The organism is Bradyrhizobium barranii subsp. apii (assembly GCF_011516635.5).
Classification (GTDB): domain Bacteria; phylum Pseudomonadota; class Alphaproteobacteria; order Rhizobiales; family Xanthobacteraceae; genus Bradyrhizobium; species Bradyrhizobium barranii.
Map to the genome: position 1 here is coordinate 7,185,390 of NZ_CP096255.1, position 17,855 is coordinate 7,203,244.

The 17,855-nt window shown below is 64.0% G+C and carries 18 protein-coding genes; 7 read left to right on the forward strand and 11 right to left on the reverse strand.

Annotated elements, in window-relative coordinates; all coding sequences use genetic code 11:
- Positions 1–2: 2 nt before the first annotated feature.
- The gene (locus HAP41_RS34495; protein WP_166088872.1) at positions 3–1,601 is read right to left on the reverse strand and encodes a GMC family oxidoreductase; all 1,599 of its coding nucleotides are present in this window, start codon (positions 1,599–1,601) and stop codon (positions 3–5) included.
- Between the two features lie 201 nt (positions 1,602–1,802).
- Here HAP41_RS34495 and HAP41_RS34500 point away from each other — a divergent pair, with 201 nt between their 5' ends.
- Positions 1,803–2,591: a thermonuclease family protein gene (locus HAP41_RS34500; RefSeq protein ID WP_166088847.1), complete on the forward strand. Its 789-nt coding sequence runs from the start codon at positions 1,803–1,805 to the stop codon at positions 2,589–2,591.
- A 214-nt stretch (positions 2,592–2,805) separates the two neighbouring features.
- Here the strand turns inward: HAP41_RS34500 and cyoD are convergent, their stop codons facing one another.
- From cyoD to HAP41_RS34520, 4 genes are read right to left on the reverse strand one after another with little or no spacing between them, the layout of a single operon-like run.
- The gene (gene cyoD, locus HAP41_RS34505) at positions 2,806–3,195 is read right to left on the reverse strand and encodes a cytochrome o ubiquinol oxidase subunit IV (protein ID WP_028150137.1); all 390 of its coding nucleotides are present in this window, start codon (positions 3,193–3,195) and stop codon (positions 2,806–2,808) included.
- Positions 3,192–3,833, reverse strand: coding sequence for a cytochrome (ubi)quinol oxidase subunit III (locus HAP41_RS34510; protein WP_028150138.1), 642 nt, complete (start codon positions 3,831–3,833; stop codon positions 3,192–3,194). Before HAP41_RS34510 ends, cyoD begins: the two co-directional genes overlap by 4 nt.
- Positions 3,833–5,833, reverse strand: a complete 2,001-nt coding sequence (gene cyoB / locus HAP41_RS34515; protein ID WP_166088827.1) for a cytochrome o ubiquinol oxidase subunit I — start codon at positions 5,831–5,833, stop codon at positions 3,833–3,835. Before cyoB ends, HAP41_RS34510 begins: the two co-directional genes overlap by 1 nt.
- A complete protein-coding gene (locus HAP41_RS34520; RefSeq protein ID WP_166088820.1) occupies positions 5,823–6,656 on the reverse strand; it encodes a cytochrome ubiquinol oxidase subunit II family protein in 834 nt (277 codons plus the stop codon). The genes cyoB and HAP41_RS34520 overlap by 11 nt, the downstream gene beginning before the upstream one ends.
- Positions 6,657–6,889: 233 nt before the next feature.
- On the opposite strand from HAP41_RS34520, the gene HAP41_RS34525 reads away from it, so the two are divergent.
- The 3 genes from HAP41_RS34525 to HAP41_RS34535 are packed head-to-tail and all read left to right on the forward strand — an operon-like array spanning position 6,890 to position 9,070.
- Positions 6,890–7,702 (forward strand): SDR family NAD(P)-dependent oxidoreductase, encoded by an 813-nt coding sequence (locus tag HAP41_RS34525; protein WP_166088797.1) that lies wholly within the window; start codon positions 6,890–6,892, stop codon positions 7,700–7,702.
- A gap of 11 nt (positions 7,703–7,713) precedes the next feature.
- The gene (locus HAP41_RS34530; protein ID WP_166088760.1) at positions 7,714–8,268 is read left to right on the forward strand and encodes a carboxymuconolactone decarboxylase family protein; all 555 of its coding nucleotides are present in this window, start codon (positions 7,714–7,716) and stop codon (positions 8,266–8,268) included.
- A gap of 1 nt (position 8,269) precedes the next feature.
- Positions 8,270–9,070, forward strand: a complete 801-nt coding sequence (locus HAP41_RS34535; RefSeq protein ID WP_166088753.1) for an SDR family NAD(P)-dependent oxidoreductase — start codon at positions 8,270–8,272, stop codon at positions 9,068–9,070.
- A gap of 46 nt (positions 9,071–9,116) precedes the next feature.
- Here the strand turns inward: HAP41_RS34535 and HAP41_RS34540 are convergent, their stop codons facing one another.
- Entirely contained in the window at positions 9,117–10,457 is a 1,341-nt protein-coding gene (locus HAP41_RS34540; protein WP_166088724.1) for a PQQ-dependent sugar dehydrogenase, read from the reverse strand.
- A gap of 236 nt (positions 10,458–10,693) precedes the next feature.
- Between HAP41_RS34540 and HAP41_RS34545 the strand changes: the two genes are divergently transcribed.
- From HAP41_RS34545 to HAP41_RS34555, 3 genes are all read left to right on the forward strand, one after another.
- Positions 10,694–11,884: a urate hydroxylase PuuD gene (locus HAP41_RS34545; RefSeq protein ID WP_166088717.1), complete on the forward strand. Its 1,191-nt coding sequence runs from the start codon at positions 10,694–10,696 to the stop codon at positions 11,882–11,884.
- A 152-nt stretch (positions 11,885–12,036) separates the two neighbouring features.
- Complete coding sequence (locus HAP41_RS34550) at positions 12,037–12,894, forward strand: VOC family protein (protein WP_166088708.1); 858 nt, start codon at positions 12,037–12,039, stop codon at positions 12,892–12,894.
- Positions 12,895–12,973: 79 nt separating this feature from the next.
- Positions 12,974–13,246, forward strand: coding sequence for a hypothetical protein (locus HAP41_RS34555; protein ID WP_166088680.1), 273 nt, complete (start codon positions 12,974–12,976; stop codon positions 13,244–13,246).
- A gap of 158 nt (positions 13,247–13,404) precedes the next feature.
- Here the strand turns inward: HAP41_RS34555 and HAP41_RS34560 are convergent, their stop codons facing one another.
- The 5 genes from HAP41_RS34560 to tnpA all read right to left on the reverse strand — a co-directional run bounded on the left by HAP41_RS34560 (position 13,405) and on the right by tnpA (position 17,798).
- Positions 13,405–14,379, reverse strand: coding sequence for a Bug family tripartite tricarboxylate transporter substrate binding protein (locus HAP41_RS34560; protein WP_166088670.1), 975 nt, complete (start codon positions 14,377–14,379; stop codon positions 13,405–13,407).
- Positions 14,380–14,812: 433 nt separating this feature from the next.
- The gene (locus tag HAP41_RS34565; protein ID WP_166055583.1) at positions 14,813–15,415 is read right to left on the reverse strand and encodes a plasmid pRiA4b ORF-3 family protein; all 603 of its coding nucleotides are present in this window, start codon (positions 15,413–15,415) and stop codon (positions 14,813–14,815) included.
- Positions 15,412–16,977, reverse strand: a complete 1,566-nt coding sequence (gene tnpC / locus HAP41_RS34570; protein ID WP_166086948.1) for an IS66 family transposase — start codon at positions 16,975–16,977, stop codon at positions 15,412–15,414. Before tnpC ends, HAP41_RS34565 begins: the two co-directional genes overlap by 4 nt.
- Positions 16,978–17,028: 51 nt before the next feature.
- Positions 17,029–17,382 (reverse strand): IS66 family insertion sequence element accessory protein TnpB, encoded by a 354-nt coding sequence (gene tnpB, locus HAP41_RS34575; protein ID WP_166065968.1) that lies wholly within the window; start codon positions 17,380–17,382, stop codon positions 17,029–17,031.
- On the reverse strand, positions 17,376–17,798 hold the full coding sequence (gene tnpA, locus HAP41_RS34580) for an IS66-like element accessory protein TnpA (RefSeq protein ID WP_166055731.1): 423 nt from the start codon (positions 17,796–17,798) through the stop codon (positions 17,376–17,378). The genes tnpB and tnpA overlap by 7 nt, the downstream gene beginning before the upstream one ends.
- Between the last annotated feature and the right edge of the window lie 57 nt (positions 17,799–17,855).

The following is a 17,855-nucleotide window of genomic DNA, read 5'->3' on the forward strand; positions in this document are numbered from 1 at the left end:
CCTCAGTCGAACAAGTTTGCGAGGCGCTGCTTCATCTGGTCGGCGATGTAGAGCGCGAGGGCCTGGATGGTAGACGTCGGGTTAACGCCGCCCGAGGTGACGAAGATGCTGCCGTCGACGATGAAGAGATTTTTCACGTCGTGCGTGCGGCCCCATTCGTTGACGACGGAGCGTTCGAGGTCGGTGCCCATCCGCGCGGTGCCGAGCAGATGCCAGCCGCCCCACGGGATCGGCGAGTTGACGCAGATGTCGGTCGCCCCCGCCATTTCCAGAACCTCGCGGCCGCGGGCAAGCGCATGCTCCATCATCTTCCGGCTGTTCTCGCTGATCGTGTAGTCGATCTTCGGCGCTGGAATGCCGTGGCTGTCCTGCAGGACAGGATCGAGCGTGACGCGATTGTGCTCTTCCGGCAGGTCCTCGCAGATCGCGGAGAATCCCAGCCGATGGCCATTGAGCTTGCGGAAGACGCGGTGATGATCCGCGCCCCACGGCAAAATGCCCCTCTGCTCGCTCACGACAGCCTCGAACACCGGCCCTGCCCCGCGCACGAACTGGACGCCGTAGCCGCGCACGAAGCCGCGCGACAGGTCGGTGTCATACCATTCCTTGCTCCACAGGCAGGTCGGCGGCGCGCGGTTGCTGTCGGTCGGCTCCTTCACATAGCCGTAGATCTGCGCATAGGGATGGAACATCAGGTTCTTGCCGACGAGGCCCGACGAATTGGCAAGACCGTGCGGGAAGCGGTTGGATGCCGAGTTGAGCAGCAGCCGCGGCGTGCCGACGCCGTTGCAGGCGATGATGACGACATGCGCCGGCTGGAACTGCTCGACGCCGTCCTTGTCGTAATAGACCACGCCCGAGGCCATGCCGTTCTCGTCGGTGGTGATCTCCCGCACCCGGCAATGCGTGCGCAGCTCGACGCCGGCGCGGATCGCGTGCGGCCAATAGGTAATGTCGGTCGAGGATTTTGCGCCTTGGGCGCAGGCCGGCGTGCAATGGCCGAGATTGATGCAACGCGCGCGGCCCTCATAGTCCGTGGTCGCGACTGTCGTGTCCGACGGCCACCAGTGCCAGCCGAGCTCGTTCATGGCCTTGCCGATGATGGCGCCGGACAATCCCATCGGCTGCTGCGGCATCGGCGGATGCGTCAGCGGCGACAGCGGATCGCCCGATAGCCCAGACGTGCCCATGATGCGGTCGTTCTCTTCGAAGAACGGCGTCAGCGCGTCGTAGTCGATCGGCCAGTCGTCGGCGACACCGTCGAGCGTCTTCACCTTGAAGTCGGAGGGATGCAGCCGCGGCCAGTGCGCGGTGTACATCACCGTCGAGCCGCCGACCGCGTTGTAGTTGACGACCTTGATCGGCGAATTGTCGTCGTTGATCGGATAGTCCTCGGGCCGGCCGCGGACATTCGGGCTCGACGACCACTCCCCGTAGAACTTGGCCTCCCAGTCGCGGCCCGTGCTGGGATATTCCGCCGGGTTCATCCAGCCGCCCTGCTCCAGGCAGAGGATGTGCATCTTGGTCTCGGCCAGCGACCACGCGATCGCGGCACCTGAAGCGCCGGCGCCGATGATCAGGACGTCCACGGGGTCTTTCATCGAACTTTCTTCCTCCCGCCCTCGCCGCTTCAAGGGCGATTCGGTCTACGCAGGTTTTTGATCGTGCCGAACGATAGGGGCAGACCGGCCGGTCAGTAAAGGCTGGCCCGCGAATGTCGCGCTTCGCAGGGCGCAGACCATTGGTATCGCGACCTCCGGATGCTAGGAACGAGGCGCCAGAGCAATCGATAGCGAGACGTTATGTCCCTTAGGAATTCATTTGCCGCCGCCCGCGCCTTCGCGCTTGTTTCGTTTCTCGCTCTCTCCGGGTTTCTGGCCTCTTCCGGGCCGGCCTCCGCGCTGACGGCGGCGGCGACCGTCCGGGACGCCAATTCGATCCAGCTCGGCGACGTCACCTACCGCCTCGACGGCGTCGACGCGCCCGAGCTGGACCAGGTCTGCATCGACGATCACGCCGATCCCTGGACCTGCGGCATCGAGGCCCGCGACCAGTTGGCGAAGCTGATCAACAAACGCAGCGTGCGTTGTGACGATGTCGGGCCGGAAAAGAGCTTCGGCAAACGGCACCGGGCGATCTGCACCGCCGAGGGCGACAAGGTCTCGTTGAATGAGCAGCTGGTCAAGCTTGGCTATGCCATCGCCCGCGAGCCGATCAAGGCGAACGTCAAGGCTGCCGCGGCCGATGCCAAAACCGCGTCAGCCGGCATCTGGAAGGGCTGCTTTGTTGCACCGCAAGAATTCCGCATGGGCAAGAAGGACGGCACGCTGCTCGGCGCCGCCTGCCGCGCCGACCGCGACAAGGAAATCCGCGCGGCGCTGTTTCCGGAGGAGCTGACCATGCCGCCGAGTTGCAGCATCAAGGGCAAGCTCGCCGTGCGCGCCCGTGTCACCGGCAATATCGGCATCTATCACTTGAGGGGCTGCCCGAGCTATCCAGCGACCACCAAGCCGGACCGCTGGTTCTGCTCGGAGGACGACGCGCAGGCCGCCGGCTTCCGCAAGGCCTACAATTGCCGCCGGCCGAAATGAGGAAGCCCGTCACGAGCATGTGAGCGGTAGCCGGAGACAGTATTGATCCGGAATTGAACTCTCTCGGTGGTTGCTACATCTAATATGTACGCAAGCGCTTTGCGCGAGCGTTCCTTGGCAGCAATCCGGCTTCGGTCCGATTGCTTTGCTCGGGCGTTTCCTCCCTAGACTTGGGCCGCTTGTCACAACAAGCGGCTCTTCTTTTTTGTGCGCCCTATTTCCGCATCGGCATGATCTGGTCCATCGGCGGCATGTTCGCGTTCAGATGGCCCATGATCCAGACGGTGCCGCCGACGACCAGGAAGACGACCAGAAGGCCGAAGGCGAGCGCCAGCACGTTGTTGGTGTTGTCAGGCCCCGTCGTGATGTGCAGGAAGAACACGAGGTGCACGCCCATCTGCGCGATCGCCAGCACGATCAGAGCGACGGGGATGGATGGCTGCCAGACCAGGTCGGTTCCGGCGATGAAGAATGACGTTGCCGTGAGCAATAGCGCGAGGCCGAGACCAACGACGTAGCCGAGCACCCGCTCGCCGACGCTGTGTTGCTCTTCCTCGCCCGGTGCGAGATCGTGTCCGGTCCGCACATGCGTCTGATCGCTCATACGGCACTCCCAAGCAGGTAGACGACGGAGAAGACCCCGACCCAGACGATGTCGAGCGCATGCCAGAACAGCGCAAAGCACATCATCCGGCGCAGGACGTCGGCGCGAAAGCCTTTTGCAAAGACCTGGGCCATCATGGTGAGCAGCCACAATATGCCGGCCGAGACGTGCAGGCCGTGGCAGCCCACCAGAGAGAAGAACGAGGTCAGGAACGCACTGCGCGACGGGCCATAGCCGCGTGCGACGAGGTCGGCGAATTCGCGGAACTCGATGGTGAGAAAGATCAGTCCGAGCACGCAGGTCACGGTCATGCCGAGATAGAACCAGAACCGGTTGCGCACGTCGGCAGCAATACTGGCCATGCCGCAGGTGAAGCTCGACAGCAGCAGGCAGACCGTCTCGATCGCGACGTTCCTCTGCTCGAAGATCTCCGAGCCGCTGGGGCCGCCGGCGGTCTGGCCGGACAGCACCGCATAGGCCGCGAAGAAGCAGGAGAACATCACGATATCGGAGAGCAGGAAGACCCAGAAGCCGTAGGCGGTCACAATGCGCTTCGATGCCGGGCCGGGGTGCTCGACGACGAGCCCGATGTGGTGGGGGTCGGCATGCGCGCGGCCGGCGGTCGCCGTCATCGACATCAGAGCGCTCCCGCCATGCTGACGAGGCTGCGCCGTTCCTCGAGATTGATACGGTCGATCGCTGCGACCTCGTCGGCCGGAATGACGTATTCGTCATGGTCGCGCCAGGCGAACACGACGAAGGTCGCGAATGCGCCGATGCCGCCCAGGATCACCATCCACCAGATGTGCCAGATCAGCGCGAAGCCCATGATGGTGGCGAAGAACGCGCACACGAAGCCGGTCGGCGAGTTCCTGGGCATCTCGATATCCTGATACTCCGGCCGATCATGCTCGAGCTGCTGCTGCTTGGCATGGGCCTTCTGATCCCAATAAGCATCCTCGCCGCGCACATCCGGATAGAAGGCGAAGTTGAACACGGGCGGCGGCGACGAGGTCGCCCATTCCAGCGAACGGCCGTCCCAGGGATCGCCGGTGCGGTCGCGCAGGGCCTCGCGGTTGCGGATGCTGACCACGAGCTGCACGATCTGGCAGATCACGCCGATCGACAGCACCGCCATGCCGGCGGCGGCCACAAACATCCATGGCCGCCAGTCCGCGACGTCGTAGTGCTGCATGCGCCGGGTCATGCCGAGCATGCCGGCGATATAGAGCGGAATGAAGGTGACGTAGAAGCCGAGGAAGGTGAACCAGAACGCCGCCTTGCCCCAGCGCTCGTCGAGACGAAAGCCGAACGCTTTTGGGAACCAGTATTCGAAGCCGGCGAAGGCGCCGAACAGCACGCCGCCGATGATGACGTTATGGAAGTGCGCCACCAGGAACATGCTGTTGTGGAGCATGAAGTCGGCCGGGGGCACCGCGACCAGCACGCCCGTCAGCCCGCCGATGATGAAGGTGACCATGAACCCGACCGCCCACAGCATCGGCGTCGCAAAACGGATGCGGCCGCCATACATCGTGAACAGCCAGTTGTAGATCTTCACGCCCGTCGGAATCGCGATGATCATGCTGGCGATGCCGAAGATGGCGTTGACGTCGGGGCCGGCGCCCATCGTGAAGAAATGGTGCAGCCAGACCATGAAGGAGATGACGCAGATCGCCATGGTCGCGAGCACCATCGAGCGGTAGCCGAACAGCGCCTTGCCCGAGAAGGTCGACACCACCTCAGAGAAGATGCCGAAGGCCGGCAATACGAGGATATAGACCTCCGGGTGCCCCCAGGCCCAGATCAGGTTCATGAACATCATGACGTTGCCGCCGGCTTCATTGGTGAAGAAGTGAAAGCCGAGGTAACGGTCGAGCAGCAGCATCGCCAGCGTGGCAGTGAGGATCGGGAACGCCGCGACGATCAGGAGGTTCGAGGCCAGCGTGGTCCAGCAGAACATCGGCATGCGCAGATAGTTCATGCCCTTGGTGCGCAGCTTCAGCACGGTGGTGACGAGGTTGATGCCGGCGACCAGCGTGCCGACGCCGGAGATTTGCAAAGACCACGCGTAATAGTCGACGCCGACGCCCGGCGAATAGGACAGTTCCGACAGCGGCGGAAAGGCGAGCCAGCCGGTGCGCGCGAACTCGCCGACCACGAGCGAGATATTGACCAGCAGCGCGCCGGTCGCGGTCAGCCAGAAGCCGACGGAATTGAGCGTCGGGAAAGCAACGTCGCGCACGCCGAGTTGAAGCGGCACGATCAGGTTCATCAGCCCGATCACGAACGGCATCGCCGTGAAGAAGATCATGATGGTGCCGTGCGCCGAGAAGATCTGGTTGTAGTGCTCCGGCGGGAGATAGCCTTGTGACTGGTAAGCGACCGCTTGCTGGAGCCGCATCATGATGGCGTCGCTGCCGCCGCGCAGCAGCATGACCGAAGCGAGCAGGATGTACATCACGCCGATGCGCTTGTGATCGACGCTGGTGATCCATTCGTGCCAGAGATACGGCAAATGCCCTTTCACGACGACCCAGATCAGCACGCCGAGGATCGCGACCAGCACCACGGCACCCGCGACGAGGGGTATCGGCTGGTCGAACGGAATCGCCGACCAATCGAGCTTACCGAGCATCGTGGCCTCCACTATGCGGCCTGCCGGCATCGGAGAGCAGCTCCGGGCCGGGCCCTGGCGGAATGTGCTGGGTTGCGATCAGGTCGAACAGACGGGGATCGTCCAGGCGAAAGGTCAGCCTGTTCTTCTCGATGCCCTGCTGCATCAGCTTCGTGTAGCTCTCCTCGTTCAGCACGGCATCGGTCTTCGCCGTGGTCGCGACCCAATCCGGGAAGGCGAGCGGCGAGATCACGTTGACGTCGAACATCATGTCGGGAAAGCCGTCGCCGGAGAAATGCGCCGACAGCCCCTGCAGCTTGCCCTCATTGTCGGCACGCAGGTTCAGCTTCGTCACCATGCCGTTCATGGTGTAGATCATGCTGCCAAGCTGCGGGATGAAGAACACGTTCATCACGCTCGACGACGTCAGCTGGAAATTCAGCTCGGCACCGGCCGGCACCGTCAGCGTGTTGACGGTGGCGATGCGCTGGTCCGGATAGATGAAGAGCCATTTCCAGTCGAGCGAGACCGCCTGGATGCGGACCGGACTGCCGGTGCCCGGCACGGGCGCGGCGGGATCGAGCTGGTGCGAGCCGATCCATGCGACGCCGCCGAGCAGGATCACGGTGAGCGCTGGGATCGCCCACACCACCATCTCGACGCGGCCGGAATAGACGAAGTCAGGCTGGTAACGTGCTCTCGGATTGGACGCGCGAAACCAGAACGCAAAGGCCAAGATCGCGAAAATGGTCGGCACCACGATCACGAGCATGATGAAGACGGAATCGACCAGGATGGTGCTGTTGGCGGCAGCCACCGGCCCTTGTGGATCGAGCAGATTCATCGGCAAGCCACTGACGATTGGGAAACCCCAGGCGAGAGCCTAGCGCGGAAAAGCCCCCGCAACAAACGCAAGCTCGGCAGAACAGTTCCGCGATATGCCCGCTTAATCGCGCGCCGTGCCGCCCGGCGGCATGCAATTCCATGCGATGTCAATGACATCTGCGCGGGACCATCGGCCTTCTCTCCTGCCAGGGCGATTGCTAATCTGCACGAAAATAATTGGGATGAAACGACATGCAGGGCCCCGAGGACGATGCCGGCCTCGCCGGCAAGGTGGCGCTGATCAGCGGCGGTGGCGCCGCTGGCGACGGCATCGGCAACGGCCGCGCTGCAGCAATTCTGTTGGCCCGCGCCGGCGCAAAAGTGCTGGTGGCCGATCGCGACCTCAGGCTCGCCGAGCGCACGGTGGAGATGATCATGGCCGAGGGCGGCACGGCAGCAGCACATGGCGGCGACGTCACCAGCGAAGCCGATTGCAAGACACTGGTCGAGGCAGCGCTCGACCGCTGGGGCCGGCTCGATTTCCTCGACAACAATGTCGGCATCGGCAGCCGCGGCAGCGTGGTCGACGAGACGCCCGAGCAGTATCGCCGCGTCATGCAGGTCAACGTCGAGACCTTGTTCCTGCTCTCCAAGCACGCGATCCCCGCGATGATCAAGACCGCCAAGGGCGGCGCGATCGTCAATATCTCCTCGATCTCGGCGCTGCGGCCGCGCGGGCTCACGACCTACACGACCTCAAAAGCTGCGATCATCGGCCTGACCCGCGCGATGGCGGTCGATCACGGTCGCGACAACATCCGCGTCAACTGCATCTGCCCCGGACCGATGTACACGCCGATGGTCTATGCCCGCGGCATGAGCGAGCAGGCCCGCGCGAACCGCGCCAGGGCTTCCCTGCTCAAGACCGAAGGCACCGGCTGGGACGTCGGCCACGCCGTCAAATTCCTGCTCAGCAACTTCGCGCGCTACATCACCGGCCAGGTGCTGGTGGTCGACGGCGGCGTGACGCTGCAAGCGCCGGAACGTGAATCACAGGAACACTGAAAGGAACACGGATGGCCCGCCTGCCCTATCTCGAGGCCGACCAGGTCGCGCCCGACTATCGCGACATGCTCAAGCGCAACACCAACCTGCACAAGCTGCTGGTCAACTCGCCGGAGATGGCGCGCGCCTTCAACGGCATCGGCGGCTATATCCGCTTCAAGAGCAAGCTCGACCCGCGGCTGCGGGAGCTCGCGATCCTCCAGGTCGGCTGGATGGAGAAATCGGAATACGAATTCACCCACCATGTGAAGATCGGCAAGGAGTTCGGCGTCACCGACGAGGACATCGCAGGCCTGATGGCGGAGACCGAGGGCACGCCGTCGAAGCTGGAGCCGCTCGCCAGGGCGATCCTGAAAGGCGCCCGCGAGATGGTGCGCGAGCTCGCGATGTCGGATGGCACTTTCGCCGAGATCAGGCAGCATCTCTCCGACGAGCACATGGTCGACCTCGTACTCACCATCGCCTTCTATTGTGGTGTGGTGCGCGTGCTCGCCACTATGAAGATCGACAACGAACCGTATTACAAAGAGGTACTCCAGCAGTACCCGATCCCGGGAGTGAAGTGACATGCGCTTGAAGGACAAGGTCGCGATCGTCGTCGGCGCCGGCCAGAGCCCCGGTGAAGGCATGGGCAACGGCCGCGCCACCGCGCTGACCTTCGCGCGCGAGGGCGCGAAGGTGCTGTGCGTCGACCATCACCTGGAATCGGCGCAGGAAACCGTCGATCTGATCGTAGCGGAACAAGGCACCGCCGCGGCCTTCAGGGCCGACGTGACCAAATCCGCGGACATCAAGGCGATGGTCGCGGATGCGCAGGCGCGCTGGGGCCGCATCGACGTGCTGCACAACAATGTCGGCGTCAGCCTGTCCGGGGGCGATGCCGAGCTGCTTCAGATCACCGAAGAGGCGTTCGACCGGGTCGTCGCCATCAACCTGAAGAGCTGCATTCTCGCCGCGAAGGAAGTGATCCCGATCATGCGCGCGCAAGGAAGCGGGGCCATCATCAACATCTCCTCAATGGCCGCGATCACGACCTATCCTTACGTCGCCTACAAGGCGACGAAGTCGGCGATGATCGCCTTCACCGAGCAGCTCGCCTACCAGAACGCCGAATACGGCATCCGCGCCAACGTCATCCTGCCCGGCCTGATGAACACGCCGATGGCCGTCGACACCCGCGCCCGCGAATGGTCCAAGCCCCGCGCTGAAGTCGAAGCCGAGCGCGACAGCAAGGTGCCGCTGCGCAGGAAGATGGGCACCGGCTGGGACGTCGCGAACGCAGCGCTGTTTCTGGCGTCGGACGAGGCGAATTTCATCACGGGCGTGACGCTGCCGGTGGATGGTGGCGCGAGTGTGAGACGGGGGTAATTCGAGCGCGCTGCTTACCCTCCCCTGGAGGGGGAGGGTAACAGCGTCACTGCGGCGCGCGCGTCGCCCGCCAGATGGTGCCATTGCCGTCCTCCGACACCAGCAGCGATCCATCCTTCGCCACGGCGACACCAACCGGCCTTCCCCAGACCTCCGTGTCACTCACGACAAACCCCGTGACGAAATCCTCGTACTCGCCGGTGGGCTTGCCGTCCTTCATCCTGATACGGATCACCTTGTAGCCGGTGCGCTTGGAGCGGTTCCAGGAGCCGTGCTCAGCGGCGAAGGCATCGCCTTGATAGTCGGACGGAAACTGCGTGCCCTGATAGAAAGTCATGCCGAGCGAAGCCGAGTGCGGCTGGATCAGCACGTCGGGCACCGTCACCTTGTCCTTGAGATCCGGCCGCGCGCCGGCGTGACGCGGATCTTCGTTGCCGCCGATATAGAACCACGGCCAGCCGTAGAACGCGCCCTCCTTCACGCTGGTGACGTAATCGGGCACGAGATCGTCGCCGAGCCCGTCGCGCTCATTGGTCGAGCACCAGGGCAGCCCGCTCTGCGGCTCGATCGCAAGACCGACGCAATTGCGGATGCCGGTGGCATAAATCTTCCGGTCCTTGCCGTCAGGCGTGAAGGCCATCACGGTGGCGCGCTCGAGCTCACTGGCCCAGGCCGCGCCGAGCGGCTGCGTCTTCGACCAGCCATCCAATCCGCCCGGCGGCGTCCCCATGCCCTCGGCGACGTTGCTGAGCGAGCCGACCGAGACCAGCATGCGCTTGTTGTCGGGCGTGAAGACGATGTCGCGGGTGGAATGGCTGCCGTCCTGCGGCAGGCTTGCCACGATCGTCTCCGCCCTGCCGCGCGCCTTGAGATCGCCGGCCTGATAGGGAAACCGGACGACGCTGTCGGTGTTGGCGATATAGACCCATTGCGGATTGTCGCCGTTCGGAAAGAAGGCGATGCCGAACGGCCGTCTCAATCCGCTGGCAAACACCTCGTTGGTCGCGGCCTTGCCGCCATCCCCGGCGCGCAGCACGCGGATGGCGTCGGCCCGCGTCTCCGCGACGAAGACATCGCCGTTCGGCGCAACCCTCACGATGCGCGGCGCGCGCAAGCCTTCGGCGAACAGCTCGATCTTGAAACCCGTCGGCACACGTGGCATGGCCTCCGGCGGCCGCGACGCCACGCGCGCGGTGCTCGCAACCGACCGTGTCGCGCCGGGCCTGACGAGATCCTGCGGCCGGATCAACCTGACCGTGCCGGGCTTGTCGGCCTGCCAATCGCCATAGGCGTCCTTGCCCTGCAGAACCGGATCGGCCTGCGCGCAGGCAGCAGCCGCGACCAGCAATCCCGCAGCCGTTGCTGCGGACGAGATCCTGCTTTTCACGTCGTCTTCCTCCCAGCCTGCGCGTCCTGAACGTCGACGCTTATAGGTCCGCAAATGTTCTGCGGCAGTACAAACACCTGCCGAATCCCACGTCAGCTCATGCCCGCACGATGTGCATCAGCCGGAGCCCATCGTACTGGAAAATGCGGCAGATCGGTGCGACACATTGTAAGGGCGCGACCGCCGGTTGCGGTCATCAAAGCTGCGGCATCCAGGTCGCAATTGATGGGGTGATCATGTGGGGATCCATCATATCGGAATGGGCGAGCCTGCTGCTGCGCTGGCTGCACGTGGTCGCGGCGATCGCCTGGATCGGCAGTTCCTTCTACTTCATCGCCCTCGATCTCAGCCTGAAGCCGAAGACTGACCTGCCGGACGGCGTGCAGGGCGAGGCCTGGCAGGTCCATGGCGGCGGCTTCTACCGGATCATGAAATATCTGGTGGCTCCGAGCCAGATGCCGGAGGAGCTGACCTGGTTCAAATGGGAGGCCTACACCACCTGGCTGTCCGGCTTCGCGCTGATGGTGGTGGTGTACTATCTCGATGCCGACCTGTTCCTGGTCGACAAGTCGATTCTCGACCTCTCACCGATCCAGGCCGGGCTGTTCAGCTTCTGCAGCCTGGCGCTGGCATGGCTGCTCTATGAGGCGGCCTGCCGCACCGGGCTCGCGCAGCGTGAGCTGCCCTTTGCCATCGGCGGCTATCTGTTCCTGGTCGCGCTCACTTACGCCTTCACCCACGTCCTGAGCGGTCGCGGCGCCTTCAACCAGATCGGGGCGATCATCGGCACCATCATGGTCGCCAACGTCTTTGCACTGATCATCCCGAACCAGAAGAAGATCGTGGCCAGCCTGATCGCGGGACAGGCGCCCGATCCGAAGCTCGGCAAGACCAGCAAGGAGCGCTCGGTTCACAACAACTACCTGACCCTGCCCGTCGTCGTGCTGATGATCAGCAATCACTATCCTCTGCTCTACGCGACGCGCTTCAACTGGATCATCGTCGCGATCATTCTGGCGCTCGGCCCCGTGATCCGCCACTTCTTCAACGAGCGGCACGCGGGGCGCAAATCGCCGTGGTGGGTTTGGGGTGTCGCCGCGTTGGGCGTGATCGCGATCCTCCTGCTCTCCGCCGCAGGCCCACGCGAGATCAGGACGGGCGCGCTGTCGGCACTGCCAACGCGCGCCAATGTCGAGGAGATCGTGATGTCCCGTTGCAGCATGTGCCACGCGGCCGAGCCGGTCTGGGCCGGCATCGTGACCGCGCCCAAGGGCATCTTGCTCGACGCGCCCGAGCACATCCATCGCAACATCCGCCTGATCGGCCGCGTGGCGGCGTGGTCCAATGCGATGCCGCCGGGCAACATCACCGACATGACCAGCGAGGAGCGCGCCATCCTCGCCGCCTATATCGAGCAGGCGCAGTGACGCCATCACGCGTCGATACCGCATTTCGCGAAATGAAATTCCGCATCTAGCGCCGATTTGAAAATGACTTGATCGCCTATCCGGCGTAGACAGGGCCAGCGGCCGCCGGCGCGGTCCAGGTCGTAATTTGCATTTGCTGCGGGGAAAGAACAGTGGCCCTCAAGAACATCATCGGTATCGACCACGCCGTGGTCATGGTTCGGGACCTCGACAAGGCCGCCGAAAACTACAGGCAGCTCGGTTTCACCCTGTCGCCGCGCGGCACCCACAGCGCGCATATGGGCACCGGCAATTACACCATCATGTTCGACCCCGACTATATGGAGCTGCTCGGCGTGCTGGTGGCGACCGAGCACAACGCACCTGCCCACGCCTTCGTCGACAGGCACGGCGAGGGCATCGAGCGCATCGCCTTCACGGCGGTAGACAGCGCAGCAGGCGCCGAGGAGATCCGTGCGCGCGGCCTGACGCCGATCGGCCCGACCGATTTCGAACGGCCGGTGACGCTGCCCGATGGCACGATCTCGGCGGCAAAATTCCGCACCTTCATGTGGCCGACCGCGGAGGCGCCCGGCGGCGTGCGCATCTTCGCCTGCCAGCACAAGACCCGCGAGACGGTGTGGATTCCTGAATTGATGAAGCACGCCAATGCGGCGAAGCGGATCAAGCAGACGCTGATCGCAACGTCCGAGCCCGCGCAGGATGCGGCGCATCTCGGCCGCCTGATCGACCGCGAACCGAAGGCGGAAGCCGATGGTGCAGTCGCCGTGCCGTCCGGCGGCGACCGCGCCGACTTCGTCTATCTGACGCTGGGGCAGCTCGGCAAACGCTATCCCGGCGTGCCGCTAACTGGTCTTTCCGCGCGCGGCGGCGCGGCCCTGGTCCTCATCAGCGGCGATCTCGAAGCCACCGAGAAGGCGTTGGGTCCGGCTGCGTTGCACAGCGGAGCTGCGATCTGCGTGCCGCCGGCCAAGGCCAACGGCACCCTGCTCGCCTTCGTTGCCGGCTGATTTTAACTAATTCTTTAACGTGCGTTTACCCGGCGGCACTAGGACTTTCGGGCCTTCCACGCCGCCCGAGGCCAAGCGCATGTTCAAAGAGGAATCGCCGATCGCCTACGACGCGCCGGCCGAACTGAAGAAGTGGCCGTCGCTGAAAGGCGAGAGACAGAAGGACCGGGGTCCGCCCTATCTCGTCTACAACGGCACGCTCGCCGACTGCGTTCGCGTGCTCATGGACAAGCCGATCAAGGGCATCTCGCTCTACGACATCATGACGAAGCCGCAAGCAGCGTTCGAGACCGTGCTGTCGCCCGGCGATGCCGCCGAGATCGCGATGCGCAAGGATTTTCCCAAGGACTAGTTCAAGGCCTGGTTCGAGGCCGGTTTTCCCTGCTGCTTTAATGAGGATTCCGTCGGCGCATCGAGGAAGACGACCGGCGCGAAGGCCCGCGCCGTGCGCCTCGCATCGAGCGAGCGCTGATCCGCTACCGCAAGCAGATCCTCTCGCCGCGACGCCCCCTACTCCGCCTTGATGTTCGCGGCCGCGACGACCTCGGCAAGCTCCGTCGTCTCCTTCGCGATCTTCGCGGCGTAGTCGACCGGGCTGAGCACACTCACGACGCCTTGCGACTCAAGCCGCTCCTGCACCGCCGGATCCTTGGCGGCGGCGACGATCTCACGGTGCAGCGTCTCGCGGATCGGCGCGGACACGGCCTTCGGCACGAAGAAGCCGACCCAGAACGAGATGTCGAAGCCGGGATAGCCGGCCTCCGCGACGGTCGGCACATCAGGCAGCGCCGGCAGCCGCTCGGCCGATGACACCGCGAGCGCGCGCAGCTTGCCGGCCTTCACCAGCGGGACGGCGGACAAGGGATCGAACACCGCCAGGACCTCCTGCGCGAGGATGCCGACCTCGGACGCCGCGCCGCCGCGATAGGGCACGTGGATCAGCTTGATGCCAGCCTTCTGGCTGAGCAGCTCCATGGCGAGATGGGCGAGGTTGCCGTTGCCGCCCGAGCCGTAAGCGAGCGCGCCGGGCGCGGCCTTCGCCGCCGCGACCAGATCGGCGACGGTGTTGATGTTGGCCGTCTTGGGATTCTCGGGATTGACCACGAGAACCAGCGGCGCCGAGATGACGGTGGTGAGCGGCGCAAAGTCCCCTTGCGGATCGTAGCGGGCGTCCTTGAACAGCGTCTTGTTGAGCGTGATGGTGGACGAGTTGCAGGCGAGGATGGTGTAGCCGTCCGCGTCCGCGCGCGCCACGCCCTCGGCTGCGATCATGCCGTTGGCGCCGGCGCGGTTCTCGACCACGAAGGGTTGGTCTAGCTTGTTGCGCAGCCGGTCGCCGACAATGCGCGCGACCACATCGACCGGGCCGCCCGCGCTGAAGCCGACCATGATCTTGACCGGACGCGTCGGATATTTCTGCGCGAGAGCCTCGGTCGTCACGCACAATCCGGCGACAATCGCCAGCAGGCGAAGCGTTCGTTGCATTCGTTCTCTCCCCGGACCCGCGCCGCCGCTTTTGCATGGTGCGGCGCCTCTGGAGATCATGATTAGCGGTCGCGCCGGATTTCGCAATCGCGTTTGCACGCCGGCATTCCGTCGCGCGGCACGCGAGAGCCGCATCCAAACAAAAAATGCGAAAACAACCCCATGCACAGTAGCCGGCCCCTGTCAGGACAAGGACTTGCGCAGGACTGGTGACTTCGGATACCGCGAAATTAAATTTGACACGTCGGGCAAAACACCGGCATGATGGCATCATCGCAACAATCGCCAGCGTCCACGCCGCCCGCTCCACGGGCGCCTCGCCGCGATCGCGCGCAAGCCTCTCATCGACATCTCAAAATTGGTAACCGCGCGCAGCACGCGAGCGGTCGTTCGTAAGCGTAGCTCTGCGGCCCTTTTGAATGGCGCTTGACGCCTATTTTGTTCGCGTGGCGCGTCGCCGCGGCTTCCTTGTGTCGGACAACGCGTTGACGGCGGCTTCGAGTGCCTTCCGGTCGACGACGTTGGGATCGAACCGCTCCGGGCCCCAGAGGCGCATGTGTCCGTGCTCGGGATGGGCGGGGTCGCTGATGGCGGCGAGGTATTCGGCATAGCCTGGCGCACCGCCGACGTCTTCCGGAGGACAACGACCGGCGGCCTCGAGCAGGAAGGGAAGCCCCTCCGTCGTGGTGTTCTCGAACCATTTTTCGAGCTTGATCACATGGTCCCAGCTGTCGCCGAAGTCATAGAGATAGTGGATCGTCTTGGCGCCGGTCTCGCGAACGATATCGCACAGCCGCGCTTTGCGGGCATCCATGGGCTGGTGACCGTAATCATTGTCGGGGTCGGGAATCCCCCAATGTGCCTCACCAGCAAAGAACTCGAAGAGGTGACTGTTCGTCCAGCCGAATGCCTCCTGAAGCGTCAGATGCAGCCGATCAAGGCGCAGGGTGACGGGTACGACAAGGCGACGCATCACCTCCGGCTTCACATCCTTGAGGGTCACCTTGATCCGGACCGCGGTCGTGTTCAGGCTCATGCCGCCAGCCTCGGATCGCGTGTATGCATCGTATAGGTCGACGCCCAGGGAAGCAGTTCGTCCAGTCGCGCTGCAGGCCAACCATTGACGAGCTTGGCGAGAACGTCAGCGAGCCAGTGCTCGGCACTGAAGCCATTGAGCTTACAGGTCTCAATGAGCGAAGCCAGCAATGCCCAATTCCCGGCGCCTTCGTCGCAACCGGCAAAAAGAGAGTTCTTGGCGTTGAGCTTGATCGGTCGCATCGCACGCTCGACAGCATTCGTGTCCATTTCGATGCGCCCATCATCAAGATAGAGCGTCAGGCCGTCCCAATGACGTAGTGCATAGCGCAAAGCCTTCGCCGTGTCGCTCTTCTGCGCAAGGTGATCGAGCTTGGCCTCAAACCACTGCTTCAAGGCTGCAACCAGAGGCCGGGTATGCGCTTGTCGGCCAGCACGGCGCTCGTCCGCAGATCGGCCGCGGAGGGCCTTCTCGACCGCGTAAAGCTGGGCGATGCGCTCAAGAGCCTCGCGGGCAACCGGAGCTGGCGCAGGCGCAGCCTCCCGCTCGATCTTCACAAACTGGCGCCGCAGATGCGACCAGCAGAAGGCGAGCGTCCCGGACAGGGCGTCCGCACGCGTCTCTCGGGTCATGGTCTTGTAAGCCTGATAGCCGTCGCAGTGGATGATGCCGCGATAGCCCTCCAGCAGCCGCAAGCCATGAACGGCGCCGCGGCCCGGTGCATAGGCATAGACTACCCCAGGCGGATCAGGTCCGGCCCAAGGCCTGTCATCGCGTGACAGCGCCCAGAAGTAGCCGGTTTTTGTTCTGCCGCGCCCCGGATCCAGCACCGGCGCCGGGGTCTCATCGACACAGAGCTTCGAGGAGGCGAGCAGAAGCTGGCGCAGACGATGCCACACGGGCTTCAATTCCTGGGCGGCATAGCCGACCCAGAAGGCGAGCGTGGAACGATCCAGCGCTATTCCGTGCGTCGCCAGCATCTGCGCCTGGCGGTAAAGCGGCAAATGCCAGTGATACTTGGCATCGATCACATGCGCGACCAGCCGCTCGGTGGGCAATCCTCCCCTGATCAATCGCTCGGGAGCCGCGTGCTGCAGGACGACGCCATGACAGGCGCGGCAGGCCAGCTTGGGACGGCGGGTGATGATGACGCGATACTGCGCCGGAACGACGTCGAGCCTCTGGCTCTCATCCTGACCAATCTCGAAGAGGTTGCCCTTACAAGACGGGCAGCAGCTCTCGGCCGGCATCATAGTCTCGATGACGCGCGGCAAATGCTCCGGCAGCTGACCACGGTTGGCTCTGCGCGCGGCAGCTCTCTTCTCGCCTGTTTTGGGATTGGCACGATTCTCGGCGGCTTCGAGAGCCGCAACGGCCTGATCGATATCCTCCAGAACAAGCTGCAGCTGATCAGCGTCCAGCTTTTCCGAGGACCGACCGAACTGCGCATCTTTCGCAAGCTTGAGCAACCGCTCGAGCCGGGCGCAGCGATCCAGCAGAGCCGCGGCAAAGGCACGCAACTCGGCTGGATCGCTCGGTAGCTCATCAGGCAAATCACTCATTGGCCCGAGCTTGCCATGCTTCGCGTCACGATGCAGCGATGATTTGCATTTTTACGCAAGCGCTTTCGGCTGCGGGATCCGAGGCGCGTGCATGCGCGTCCAATCCATGCCGGCCAGCAGTGCTGACAGCTGGGCCCCATTCATCCGCATCACACCGGCCACGATGGGTGGCCATTTGAAGCCGCTGCCATCGAGCCGCTTCCAGTACATCACAAGGCCGCTGCCATCCCAGACGACGATCTTCACCCGATCGGCGCGCTTCGCACGGAACACCACCGCCACGCCCTTCATCGGGTCATGGCCCAGCGTATCCTTCGCCAGCAGCGCCAAGCCCTCTGCACCCTTCCTGAAGTCCACAGGTTGCGTCGCCACGTAGATCATGAGGCTCGCCGGCATCGTCAGCATGAACGTGTCCGTCGCAGCGCAATGAACACATCGCTCAACGCAGCAAGGCCAGGCGCCCCGCGCACCTCCACGCGCGCGCCCTGGAACTCAACCGTAACAATGGCTGCTTCCGGCGAACCGGAGGGCTCTGCGGCCGCAGGCAACGCTAATTCCGACACCACCGGCACGAACGACAGCGTGTCCGCCGACGCCGGCAATACCAACTGGCCCAAACGCGCCCGGCGCCGCCAATCATGCACCTGCTGGGGCCGGCAGCCATGGCGACGAGCGACGTCTGTTACAACCGCCCCCGGTTCGAGGCTTTCCGCCGCAATCTGCGCCTTCAAATCATCCGGCCAGCGCTTTCGACCTGCGCCAGCGAACACTTCAATACGCGGTGACAACGGTCGTCTTATGTCGTCAGAATGGTCGTCCATTGTGAGCACCCTTCCAGAAGATGACTCTTCTAACGGTGCTCTCAAGACTCCGCACAA

Excerpts from the sequence above, each read along its gene's own strand:
- HAP41_RS34545 (WP_166088717.1), top strand. The coding sequence starts at position 10,694 with ATGTGGGGATCCATCATATCGGAATGGGCGAGCCTGCTGCTGCGCTGG.
- HAP41_RS34520 (WP_166088820.1), bottom strand. The coding sequence starts at position 6,656 with ATGAATCTGCTCGATCCACAAGGGCCGGTGGCTGCCGCCAACAGCACC.
- HAP41_RS34530 (WP_166088760.1), top strand. The coding sequence starts at position 7,714 with ATGGCCCGCCTGCCCTATCTCGAGGCCGACCAGGTCGCGCCCGACTAT.
- cyoD (WP_028150137.1), bottom strand. The coding sequence starts at position 3,195 with ATGAGCGATCAGACGCATGTGCGGACCGGACACGATCTCGCACCGGGC.
- HAP41_RS34560 (WP_166088670.1), bottom strand. The coding sequence starts at position 14,379 with ATGCAACGAACGCTTCGCCTGCTGGCGATTGTCGCCGGATTGTGCGTG.
- HAP41_RS34495 (WP_166088872.1), bottom strand. The coding sequence starts at position 1,601 with ATGAAAGACCCCGTGGACGTCCTGATCATCGGCGCCGGCGCTTCAGGT.
- HAP41_RS34525 (WP_166088797.1), top strand. The coding sequence starts at position 6,890 with ATGCAGGGCCCCGAGGACGATGCCGGCCTCGCCGGCAAGGTGGCGCTG.
- HAP41_RS34565 (WP_166055583.1), bottom strand. The coding sequence starts at position 15,415 with ATGAGCCTGAACACGACCGCGGTCCGGATCAAGGTGACCCTCAAGGAT.
- tnpB (WP_166065968.1), bottom strand. The coding sequence starts at position 17,382 with ATGCTGACGATGCCGGCGAGCCTCATGATCTACGTGGCGACGCAACCT.
- HAP41_RS34535 (WP_166088753.1), top strand. The coding sequence starts at position 8,270 with ATGCGCTTGAAGGACAAGGTCGCGATCGTCGTCGGCGCCGGCCAGAGC.
- tnpA (WP_166055731.1), bottom strand. The coding sequence starts at position 17,798 with ATGGACGACCATTCTGACGACATAAGACGACCGTTGTCACCGCGTATT.
- tnpC (WP_166086948.1), bottom strand. The coding sequence starts at position 16,977 with ATGAGTGATTTGCCTGATGAGCTACCGAGCGATCCAGCCGAGTTGCGT.
- cyoB (WP_166088827.1), bottom strand. The coding sequence starts at position 5,833 with ATGCTCGGTAAGCTCGATTGGTCGGCGATTCCGTTCGACCAGCCGATA.
- HAP41_RS34510 (WP_028150138.1), bottom strand. The coding sequence starts at position 3,833 with ATGTCGATGACGGCGACCGCCGGCCGCGCGCATGCCGACCCCCACCAC.
- HAP41_RS34555 (WP_166088680.1), top strand. The coding sequence starts at position 12,974 with ATGTTCAAAGAGGAATCGCCGATCGCCTACGACGCGCCGGCCGAACTG.
- HAP41_RS34500 (WP_166088847.1), top strand. The coding sequence starts at position 1,803 with ATGTCCCTTAGGAATTCATTTGCCGCCGCCCGCGCCTTCGCGCTTGTT.